Raw genomic sequence first — 10677 nt, 5'->3', positions numbered from 1 at the left:
CGGGCTGCGCTATCACCGCCACATCGCCGCGGCGATGGACAATATTGCAGATGCCACTATCGACCTGATGCGCCGCGGCGACAATCATCGCCTGTTGGTCTGGTGTGCGCCGGGCTTCGCCTTGCACTGGATGTCGAACAAGATCGGCCTGTTCGAGAAGGCCAATCACGACGTCGATATCGAATTGCGGCCGACCGACCGGCGGCCCGATTTCGCCTCGCACGAGACCGACATCGATATCCGTTTCGAGTCCGTCTATGGCAATCCGCTGCAGCTCGCGCCGAGTCTGCGCTGCGCCGAGATCGCGCGGGTGCCGATCGTCGCGGTGGCAAGCCCCGCCTATCTCGCGGCGCATCCGCCGATCGCGACGCCGCGCGATCTGCTGGCGCAGCGGCTGCTGCATGAAGAGGATTTCGATAGCTGGGCGCACTGGCTGGCGGCGCACGGTATCTATGACGAGCTCGATCTCGGCGGCCCGCGGCTCTGGCAGGGTCATATGACGCTCGACGCTGCGATTCATGGCCGCGGCATCGCGCTGTCTAATCACATCGTTGTCGCGCATGAGTTAGCATCGGGCCGCCTCATCGAGATTGGCAAGAGTAAGGCAAGTTTCCAGCCATATTCTGACGGAATCTACCACTTCATCACTCGAGCCGATCGCTGGGATGCGCCCCTAATCCGCCGCTATCGCAACTGGCTCATCAATGCGATCGCCAAAGATTGGCCCGAACTCAGTATCGCAATGGACGCCCCCGCAGCAGGGTAGGTTAGAACCATCTCAACATTCTCGCCTGGGGTTTGCCCGAGCTACTCATCCGCATCCCGGCGTTTCCGCTTCGCTCTCGTCGTTGCCGTTCACAAAAGCGCGCAGGACGTCTTCCCGTGACGAGACAAGTGAGCCTCCAGAATATCGCTTGCTACATCGATTCGCGCTAGTCCTCTCCGAGGACAAGGTGATGAAGTAGGGCAATGATGCCCGCTTCGCGCCAGAAGCGGGCGTTGTTGAATGCCTAAGAAATTTGATCGATCGCCAGATCAAACCCGTAAGCCATTATTGCGTATCGTCATGTACTCGGTTTTTCGACCAGCAGCGCCTCGTCATCGGCGATGATAGTCTGACCGGTGATAAACTTGGCCTGCGCGGATGCCAGAAATGGCAGCGCTTCTGCGATATCCATCGGATCTCCCCGTTTGCCGACGGGTATCATCGCATGACCTATCGCAGGTGATGCACCGGCTGCAGATTCCAGACCGGCGTTTCCAGCTTTTCCATGCGGGCCTTGAGCTGGAGCGCAAGATATTGCGAGTAGGACCGCGACTGGCTGAGATTACCGCCGTGAATCCAGAGCCCCGGCTGCTGGGTCGGCTTCCACATATTTCGCAACTCACCTTCCCACGGCCCCGGGTCCCGCGCGGTATCCGATCCCACGCCCCAGCATTTTCCGATCCGGTCGGCCACCTCGGGCGAAATCAGATCCGCCAGCCACGTATTCATCGAGCCGAAGCCGGTGGCATAGACAATGACATCGGCGGGCAATGCCTCGCCATTGCTCAGCACCACGGCGTCACGATCGATCCGCGCGATGCCGGCCTTGCTCTTCAGCTTGATCTCGCCATTGGCCACGAGGTCGCAAGCGCCGACATCGATATAGTAGCCCGAACCGCGCCGGATATATTTGGCGCTGAGACCGGAGCCATCCTCGCCGAAGTCGAGCATGAAGCCTGCCGCTTCGAGCCGCGCGTAATAATCCTTGTCGCGCTCGGCGATCGCCTGCCATTGCGCCACGCCCAGTCTCGGCGTCAGGCGATATGGCATCGACGCCGAAAGCAGATCCGCTTTGTCGGTGGTCATACCGGCATCGAGCGCGGTTTCGGAATAGATCGGCCCCCACACCATATCCACCATGGTTTCGGAGCGGACCACCAGGGTCGATGACCGCTGCACCATGGTGACATCGACCTCGTACTCCCAGAGGTCGGCGCAGATATCATGCGCCGAATTGTTCGCGCCGATCACCACCACACGCTTGCCCTTGCAGTTCTCACCGCCCGGAAATTTGCTGGAATGCATCTGCTCGCCGGCAAACGTCTCCGCGCCTTCGATCTGGGGCACGATGGGATAGCCGGACGTGCCGAGCGCGAAGACGAGCTGCTTCGGGCGCAAGATGACGATGCCGCCATCACGCTCGACCTCGACCTCCCATTCGCCCTTCGCGTCGTCGTAACGCGCTTTGCGGCACGGCGAGGCGCCCCAATAGTCGAGATCCATGATCTTGACGTAAGACTCCAGCCAGTCCGCCAGCTTGTCCTTCGGCATGAAGATCGGCCAGTCGTCCGGGAACGGCAGATAGGGCAGATGGTCGTACCAGACCGGATCATGCAGGCAGAGCGACTTGTAGCGATTGCGCCAGGTGTCGCCAGGGCGCGGCTGCTTGTCGATGACGAGGGTCGGCACATCGAGCCGCCTCAGCCGCGCCGCCAGCGCAATACCGCCCTGCCCGCCGCCCACGATCAGGCAGTAAGGTTGCTCCGTATCACCCCAGGCAGCTTGACGTCGGTCACGTTTTTCGAGCCAGGTCTCGCGTCCTCGCTGGGCACCATGCTCGGCCCCCATGATGCGGCGATGACGCGACCTCTCCTCAAAACCCTTCAGCTCGTACATCGTCGTCAGCAACGTCCAGCAGCGACCGTTGCGCAGCCGCGCGATGGCGCGGCCGCGGCCGAGCGCTGTCTCGAAGCGCAGCCAGATGGTGAGAATGCCATTGCGCTCATCCGGCGCAGCTGCCTCTTCGTCGATGGTCCATTGATGCGGCTGCACGCGCGCGAGTGTTGCATCGAGCATGGCGCCGATCGCAGGCCGGCCGTCCAGCGTGGTAATATTCCAGGTGAACGCGATGAGATCGCGCCAGAAACATTCGTCCGGATCGAACAAGGCGACGACGGCAGACGCGTGCCGCTTCGACAATGCGTCGGCAAAGCTATCGAGCCAATCCTGCGCCTCCCGGCGCACGAGATCGGGCGCGGCACCGGTCGTGGACGAAAGTGACATGAACGTCTCCTTGGAATCCGTTTCTTCTTGCTGCCTGTGGCTATGCGTCCGACAGGATCATGGCCCGGGCGCGAGGGTTTCCGTCAGGTGTGCATGCTGCGCGATGGCGCTCCAGTTATAATGCATCGGCACAAGCTCGCCGCGGCACCAGATCGCGCTCTGGTCGTCGTAATGCGCGCCCTGCGGATTGCCTGCGCTGCCATGGAAGACGATCCAGCGGCAGGCCTCCCAATTGCCCACATCGAACACATAACGCGAGATCGATGCATAGGCCGGATGGGTGCCGACGCGCGGCACGTGACCGGTGGTGAACACCGTCTCGTTGTCGCCATCGACCGGCCCGTGATCACGCGTCGCCAGCCAATCGACATCCGGAAACACGGTGGAGAGCGGATGCTTGAGCAGCAGATGATGGCGATCGCCCCATAGCATCAACGACTCCCGCGCGACCGTCGCCAATGCTTCGGCCAGCAACTCATCCCATGAGGATGTGCCGATTAGCGAGGTATCGCCTGACCGCAGCAGCCGCGGCATCGCCCAGTTGAGTTCGTACTCGATCGACAGGCCCGGTGGAATCGTCCGCTGGATGGCGGGATCGAGCGCGCCCAATCCGCTGACGCGCTTGACGATCCCTGCCAGCGTCAAACGCAGCGACACATAGGCATTGGCTTCGACGGAATCGGCACGGATGTTTTGATCCCAAGCGACGAGGCGATCGCGCAGACGAATGGCGCCCTCGTCCGTCAGCGGCACCCTGGCGAGGTGCGCGCAGATCTCGACGGCGGGAATGCTGAGCAGGTCACGATGGACCGACGCCATGTCATCGACCGTCGCCGCATTCAGCTCTTGCAGCCTGTCCCAGATCCGGCGCGCGCGATGCGGCGGATGGGCGTCGGTGGTCAGATAATCTTCGTCCTGCTGCGCGACGATGCGGTTGTTGGCGGTCACGATCATGCCCGCATCGGGATCGAACTGGCGCGGCATCCGCTCGAACGGCACGAAGCCATCCCACGCATGGGCATCGAGCCAGCCCGGCACCGGCAACCAGCCATTTGCCGCGGGACGTCGCGGAATTTTGGCGCGCACGAGATGGCCGATATGCCCTGCCGTATCGCCGGCGACGAGGTTGTGATCGATCAGGCCCCAGCCGCGGCAGGCTTCGTACAGTTCCTCCACGCTGGTCGCACGCAGCATTGGCCGCATGCAGTCGAAGGAGCGATCGGTTTCGGCATCGGGCGTATGCCGCAGCACCAGCGCCGATCCGCTGCGCGCATCGCCAGCGACCACTGGACCGCGCATGGTGCGCAGGATCTCACACTCCGTCGAGCCCTGCCCGCGCACGCGGATGGTCTCGACGCGGCGTTCGACATCAGCCCATTGCGCCGCGCCGCCCTCGGCGTCGGTGCGTGCGAGATAGCGGTGGCCGTCGTCCTCGAAACGCTCGAGATAGATGTCGGTGGTATCGACGAAGGCCACCGTCACGCACCACGCGACTTCGGCCGTATGCGCGAAATGCGGAAAGCCGGGAACGCCGGGCATGGTCAGGCCAATGACGTCAAACTCATCGCAGGCCACGTGGCACTGGTAATACAGGTTCGGCATCTCCAGCAGGCGATGCGGATCGCCGGCAACCAGCGGCCGACCACTTGCGGTACGCGAGCCATGCAGCGCCCAGTTATTGCTGCCACCGCCAGTCGCATCCGGGCTCGCCGTTGCCAGCAATTTGGTCATCGCCGTCCGCAAGGTCTCCAGATTCACGTCCGGCCGCCGCGCGGTGACGCCCGATGGCAGGCAGACGAGTTCGTCGCCGCCGTCATCCATCCGCAACTGGGTCATGGCCGCCTCGCCGACCACCGGCAAGGCGATGGCGCGCCAAAGCTTTGGATAAGCGGGGTTGAGCAACAGGCTGCCCTGACGGAATGCGGCGATGCTGTGCCATGGCTCCCACGGCTCGAACGCTTCGTCGAGCAGCGCATATTCCGGCGGCAGCTCAGCCGTGGTGGCCCGCGCGTTCACGCCGGCAGCATAGGCTTCCAGCATCGCGCGGGTCTCGGCATTGGCAGCCTCCGCATCGCGCCGGCTGGCTTCGGCCATGCCCATGCGGCGCGCCAGCATGTCCGCCGGCACTGCGGCAGCGCCAAGCCACTCCGCATAACGGCCGATGGCGCGGCGGCGCATCGCATCCATCTGCCACAGGCGATCGGTGGCATGCACATAGCCGAGTGCGAAGAAGGCGTCGTTGGCGCCTTGCGCACGGGCATGCGGAATGCCCCAGGCATCGCGCCAGATTTCAACACGCGCGTCGAGGCCTTGCAGATTGATCGTGGTATCGGACATGGCGATTACCGGCCTGTGCTGATGTGAGCGGCCGGCGGGGCTTTCGCCATCCACGGTGCGACCTGTTCATAGAGATGGGTGAGCTGCAGTACCGAGAGGTCGTCGCGCGGACGCCCGATGATCTGCACGCCCATGGGCAGCCCCTGCGGCCCGAAGCCGGCCGGCAGGCTGATGACGGGACAGCCGGACAGCGTGCCCGGCGTCACCACTTCCATCCAGCGGTGATAGCTGTCCATGGCGCGGCCGGCGATCTCCTTCGGCCATGCCCATTCCACCGGGAACGGAAACAGCTGCGCAGACGGCAGTGCGAGGAAATCGTAGTCGCCGAACAGCGCGAGCAGATGGTCGTACCAGGCGGTGCGGTCATGCAGCGCCTTCTGCACCTGCGCCACCGACAGCACACGGCACTGTTCGATCTCCCATTGCAGCTCAGGCTTCATCAGCTTGCGCTTTACCGGATCGTCATAGGCGACGCCGAGCCGATCGCCGCCGATGCTGAACTGGCGCAACACCACAAAGGCGCGCCAGACCCGCTCCCAATCAAAGGTCGAGGTCACCGGCTCCAGCGCCACGCCGGCATCGCCGAGCCGCGACAATGCGTTGCCGCAGAGATCGAGTACGCCGCCCTCGAATGGCAACCGGCCGCCGAGATCGCCAAGCCAGCCGATCCGCGCGCCGCGGAAATCGCGCTGCAACTGGTCATGCCAATCGGGCACGGTGCCGTCGAGCGACAGCGGTGCGCGCGGATCGTAACCGGACTGCACCGACAAAAGCAGCGCGAGATCATCGGCGCTGCGCGCCATCGGCCCGTCCGTCACCAGCTGCTTGAGGAATGCCTCCTCGCGCGGCCATTGCGGGATGCGCCCCTGCGACGGGCGAAAGCCCAGCACATTGTTGAAGGCCGCGGGATTGCGCAGCGATCCGCCCATGTCGCTGCCATCGGCAAAAGGCAAGAGCCGCAGCGCGATCGCGACCGCCGCGCCGCCGCTCGAGCCGCCGGCGCTGCGCGTGGGATCCCAGGCGTTTCGGGTCGGCCCGAAGATCGGATTATAGGTATGCGACCCCAAGCCGAATTCCGGCACATTGGTCCTGCCGATCAGAATGGCGCCGGCGGCGCGCATGCGGGTCACGAAAATCGCTTCCACATCCGGAACATTGTCGGCAAACAGCGGTGAGCCGAAGGTTGACCGCATGCCGCTGACCGGCACGATATCCTTGATGGCCTGCGGCAGACCGTGCAGCGGCCCGACTACGTCACCACGTGCCACCGCTTCGTCTGCCGCATCGGCCTGCGCCAGAACCTGATCGCGATCGACCTGCGACGTGATCGCATTGAACTGCGGATTCAACGCGTCGATGCGCGCCAGAAATGCCGCCACCACTTCCCGCGACGATGTCTCGCGGCTGCGGATCATCGCCGCCAGTTTACGCGCGGGAAGCGTATGCAGATCAGAACTCATGATGCGGTCTCTCGTTGCGCCAGCACGCAGCGGGCGATGGATCCTTTGGGTGTCGTGATCGCCGGCGGCACGATGGCGCTGCAGACCGGCAGGCGCGCCGCACAGCGCGGATGAAAGGTGCAGCCGGTCGGCGGATGCAGCGGATCGGGATAGGCCGTGCCGAGGCCGGGATCGGGAATGCCGCGGCCGGGCTCGGGCGTCAGCACCGACATCAGCAGTGCGCGCGTATAGGGATGCTCAGGCGAACGAAACAATGCGGCGGCATCGCCGAGCTCGACCACCTGCCCCAGATACATCACCGCCACCCGCGAGGCGATGTGCTCGACGACCGCCAGATTATGGCTGATGAAGATATAGGTCAGGCCGAGTTCGGCGCGCAGATCCACCAGCAGCTTGAGGATATGCGACTGCACGGACACATCGAGCGCCGAGGTCGGCTCGTCGCAGACCAGCACTTCCGGCTTCATCACCAGCGCACGCGCAATGGCGACGCGCTGGCGCTGGCCGCCGGAGAGTTCACCCGGCAACCGGTCGGCAAAGCGCGCGGGCAATCCGACACGGTCGAGCATCTCGAGGCTGCGCCGGCGCTGCTCGGCGCCATTGCCGATACCGTGAACGCGCAGCGGCAGGCTCACCAGATCCAGCAAGGTCTGGCGTGGATTGAGCGACGAATACGGATCCTGAAACACCGGCTGCACCCGCCGCGCCAGCCGCTTGCGATCGATGGTCGCGATATCCTCGCCGTCGAAACTGACATGCCCGCTGGTCGCGGGAATCAGCCCCAGCAGCATGCGCGCCAGCGTGGACTTGCCGCAGCCGGATTCGCCGACAATGCCGAGCACCTCGCCGCGGCGGATATCCAGCGTCACGCCATTGACGGCCTGCAGGATGCGCTTCGGCTTAAACATGCCGGCGCCGACAGTGAAGGACCGATGCAGGTCCTGAACGGACATCAAGGTTTCGGTACTCATGCTGCGCGCCCCGTTTCGTTGAGGATGCAGCGCCAGTCATGACCGTCGCTGTCCGAGCGCATCGGCGGCGTCACGCGGCAGATCGGCTGGACGTGATCGCAGCGTTCGCTGAAAGTGCAGCCCTGCAGCACCCCCGTGAGCGCCGGCACCGTGCCCGGGATGATGCCGAGATGGCCACCCGGCGCGGTGCGGCCGGGCACCGGAATACAGCGCAGCAGGCCCCGGGTGTAGGGATGGCGTGGCTGATTGAAGATCTGCTCGCAATTGCCGGTCTCCACCACCTGCCCTGCATACATCACGGCCACATGATGGGCGATCTGCGCGACGATGCCGAGATCGTGGGTCACCAGCACGATGGCGATCCCCATGTCGCGCTGCAATTCGATCAGCAGCCTTAGGATCTGCGCCTGGATGGTAACATCGAGCGCCGTGGTCGGCTCGTCGGCGATCAACACATCCGGTTCGCACATCAGCGCCATGGCGATCATCACGCGCTGGCGCAGGCCACCGGAGAGCTGATGCGGATATTGCCCGAGCCGCTGCTCGGCCGAGGCGATGCCGACGCGGCCGAGCAGATGCACGGCGCGTTCCCGCGCCTGCGCCGCCGAGGCCTTGCGGTGATGCTGATAGGACTCGCACATCTGCACGCCGATGGTCAGCGACGGATTCAACGCCGTCATCGGCTCCTGGAAGATCATCGCCATCCGCTGGCCGCGCAGCGCGTTGAATTCACGCCGGCTGGCGCGCGTCAGATCGCGGCCGGCAATGCTGATACTGTCGGCCTGCCGCGTCGCCGCGCCCGGCAGCAGATCCATCAGCGCCAGCGAGGTGATCGACTTGCCGCAGCCGGATTCACCGACAATGCAGAGCGTCTCGCCCCGCGCGACGCTGAACGACACGTTGCGCACCGCATGCACGACGCCGCCCGCCGAAGCGATATCGACGCTTAGATTGCGGACCTCGAGAACGGGAGCAGCATCGCGAGCGAATGTGGTCAATTGCGGCTCCCTGCAGAAAACAGATCGCGCAGCCCGTCCCCGACCAGATTGATGGCCAACGCCAGTGCCGCAAGGGCAAGGCCGGGAATGGCAATCATCCAGAAGGCAAAGAACATGTAGGTGCGTGCCTCCGCGATCATCAATCCCCATGCAGGCGTCGGCGCCTGCACGCCAAGACCGAGGAACGACAGCGACGCCTCGACGATGACTGCGCTCGCAGCTTCCAGTGTGGCGACGACGATCACCTGCGGCATCACGTTGGGCAGTATCTCGCCTAACAGAATGCGCATCCGCGACGCGCCGATCGCTTGCGCAGCGGCGACATAATCCAGCCCACGGATCTGCTGGGTCGCGGTCCGGGTCACCACCGCGAAGCGAACCCACATCAAGAGACCGAGCACGAAGATCACGACCGTGAGCGAGCTGCCGATCATCGATACGATCACCAGCGCAACGAGAATGCTCGGCATCGCCAGGAACGAGGTGATGAGAAAGGTGATGCCGAGATCGACCTTGCCGGCGAAATAGCCGCCGATCACGCCGACCATCGTGCCGATGGAGCCGGAAATGATCACCACCGACAGGCTGATCAGCAGCGAGACGCGGCCGCCATGCAGCAGGCGTGCGAAATAATCGCGCCCCAGCGCATCGGTCCCGAACACATGGGCCCAAGTTCCCTTCGCGTACCACACCGGGGGCACGGCGCGCGCGGTGAGATCCTGCGCATAGGGATCGACCGTGTAGAACAGCGGACCGACGACAGCGAGCAGGACGATCAGTGTCAGCAGCGACAATCCGAACATGAACGAGCGATTGGCCCGCGCCCGTCGCCACAGCGCCCGCCTTCGCGAAGGCGCAGCGCCGACCGGGACTGCGACTGCAACCGGCTCGTCGGGCGCTGTTGTGACGATGCTCAAGACGCAACCTTCAGGCGAGGATCGAGCCAAACATTGGCGACATCCGCCAGCGTGGTGAGCACGACATAGATGAGCGACAGCAGCAGCACGATGGTCTGCAGCACGGGAAAGTCCTTGTAGGAAATGCTGCGGAACGCCAGATAGCCGAGCCCGTCGAGCGCGAAGACGGATTCCACCACCACCGAGCCGCCGAGCAGGAAGCCGAGCTGCACCGCAATCAGGCCGATTAGTGGCACCACGGCGTTACGAAACGCATGACGGATCACGATTGTCCGCGCCGGCAGCCCCTTGGCGCGTGCCGTACGCACATAATCAGCGGACAGCACCTCGATCATGTTGGAGCGGATCAGTCGCATGAAGGGCGGCATCACATAGAGGCCGAGCGTGATGGTGGGCATCACGAAATGCTGCCAGGTGCCGCTGCCCGACACCGGCAGCCAGCGCTGCCAGACCGCAAGCAGCATGATCAGCACCAGCGCCACGAAGAATGTGGGCACCGCCTGAGCGATCACTGCGATGCCCATCGCCAGGCTATCGACCCAGCTGTTGCGCCAAATCGCTGCAGCGACGCCGAGCGGCAGCGCCAGGATCAATCCGAGCAGCAGCCCGCACACGCCAAGGATCACCGTGGTCGGCAGCTTCTGCAGCACAAGCTCGGACACCGGCACCTTGAAATAGAGCGAGTTGCCGAAATCGCCGCTCACCGTCTGCCAGAGCCATGCCGCATATTGCACCAGCAGCGGACGGTTGAGGCCGTAGGTCTCGCGGATGATGTTCAGATCGGCCTCCGACGCGCCCTCGCCGCCGATCGCTATGGCGACATCGCCGGACAGCCGCAGCACGAGGAAAGCGAGCGCCGAGACGGCGAGCGCCACGGCCAGTGCCAATGCGGTGCGTCCGATTAGATACCGTGTCATGCGCGGACCATCATGCCGTGTCCCTGCT

General features: G+C 64.2%; 9 protein-coding genes. 1 reads left to right on the top strand and 8 read right to left on the bottom strand.

Annotated elements, in window-relative coordinates; genetic code table 11:
• Positions 1-766, top strand: a 766-nt coding sequence (locus tag ACIQ17_RS10875; RefSeq protein WP_398468312.1) for a LysR substrate-binding domain-containing protein, incomplete at its 5' end; no start/stop codon positions are given.
• Between the two features lie 298 nt (positions 767-1064).
• Here the strand turns inward: ACIQ17_RS10875 and ACIQ17_RS10870 are convergent.
• Genes ACIQ17_RS10870 through ACIQ17_RS10835 form a run of 8 tightly spaced genes read right to left on the bottom strand, consistent with a single transcriptional unit; the run spans position 1065 to position 10649 of the window.
• Positions 1065-1208 (bottom strand): SDR family oxidoreductase, encoded by a 144-nt coding sequence (locus tag ACIQ17_RS10870; protein ID WP_398468310.1) that lies wholly within the window; start codon positions 1206-1208, stop codon positions 1065-1067.
• Positions 1209-1216: 8 nt separating this feature from the next.
• Complete coding sequence (locus tag ACIQ17_RS10865) at positions 1217-3049, bottom strand: NAD(P)/FAD-dependent oxidoreductase (RefSeq protein WP_398468308.1); 1833 nt, start codon at positions 3047-3049, stop codon at positions 1217-1219.
• A 57-nt stretch (positions 3050-3106) separates the two neighbouring features.
• Positions 3107-5386, bottom strand: a complete 2280-nt coding sequence (locus ACIQ17_RS10860; protein ID WP_398468306.1) for a penicillin acylase family protein — start codon at positions 5384-5386, stop codon at positions 3107-3109.
• A 5-nt stretch (positions 5387-5391) separates the two neighbouring features.
• Positions 5392-6846, bottom strand: a complete 1455-nt coding sequence (locus ACIQ17_RS10855) for an amidase (RefSeq protein ID WP_398468304.1) — start codon at positions 6844-6846, stop codon at positions 5392-5394.
• Positions 6843-7817 carry an ABC transporter ATP-binding protein gene (locus tag ACIQ17_RS10850; protein ID WP_398468302.1) on the bottom strand — a complete coding sequence of 325 codons (975 nt, stop codon included), beginning with the start codon at positions 7815-7817 and terminating at the stop codon, positions 6843-6845. Before ACIQ17_RS10850 ends, ACIQ17_RS10855 begins: the two co-directional genes overlap by 4 nt.
• Positions 7814-8815, bottom strand: a complete 1002-nt coding sequence (locus ACIQ17_RS10845) for an ABC transporter ATP-binding protein (RefSeq protein ID WP_398468300.1) — start codon at positions 8813-8815, stop codon at positions 7814-7816. Before ACIQ17_RS10845 ends, ACIQ17_RS10850 begins: the two co-directional genes overlap by 4 nt.
• The gene (locus tag ACIQ17_RS10840) at positions 8812-9732 is read right to left on the bottom strand and encodes an ABC transporter permease (protein WP_398468298.1); all 921 of its coding nucleotides are present in this window, start codon (positions 9730-9732) and stop codon (positions 8812-8814) included. The genes ACIQ17_RS10845 and ACIQ17_RS10840 overlap by 4 nt, the downstream gene beginning before the upstream one ends.
• Positions 9729-10649 carry an ABC transporter permease gene (locus ACIQ17_RS10835; protein WP_398468295.1) on the bottom strand — a complete coding sequence of 307 codons (921 nt, stop codon included), beginning with the start codon at positions 10647-10649 and terminating at the stop codon, positions 9729-9731. Before ACIQ17_RS10835 ends, ACIQ17_RS10840 begins: the two co-directional genes overlap by 4 nt.
• Between the last annotated feature and the right edge of the window lie 28 nt (positions 10650-10677).

Source organism: Tardiphaga sp. (assembly GCF_044340795.1).
Taxonomy (GTDB): Bacteria; Pseudomonadota; Alphaproteobacteria; order Rhizobiales; family Xanthobacteraceae; genus Tardiphaga.
This window is presented reverse-complemented; position numbering and strand designations above follow the sequence as displayed.

Excerpts from the sequence above, each read along its gene's own strand:
- ACIQ17_RS10850 (WP_398468302.1), bottom strand. The coding sequence starts at position 7,817 with ATGAGTACCGAAACCTTGATGTCCGTTCAGGACCTGCATCGGTCCTTC.
- ACIQ17_RS10835 (WP_398468295.1), bottom strand. The coding sequence starts at position 10,649 with ATGACACGGTATCTAATCGGACGCACCGCATTGGCACTGGCCGTGGCG.
- ACIQ17_RS10855 (WP_398468304.1), bottom strand. The coding sequence starts at position 6,846 with ATGAGTTCTGATCTGCATACGCTTCCCGCGCGTAAACTGGCGGCGATG.
- ACIQ17_RS10860 (WP_398468306.1), bottom strand. The coding sequence starts at position 5,386 with ATGTCCGATACCACGATCAATCTGCAAGGCCTCGACGCGCGTGTTGAA.
- ACIQ17_RS10870 (WP_398468310.1), bottom strand. The coding sequence starts at position 1,208 with ATGATACCCGTCGGCAAACGGGGAGATCCGATGGATATCGCAGAAGCG.
- ACIQ17_RS10865 (WP_398468308.1), bottom strand. The coding sequence starts at position 3,049 with ATGTCACTTTCGTCCACGACCGGTGCCGCGCCCGATCTCGTGCGCCGG.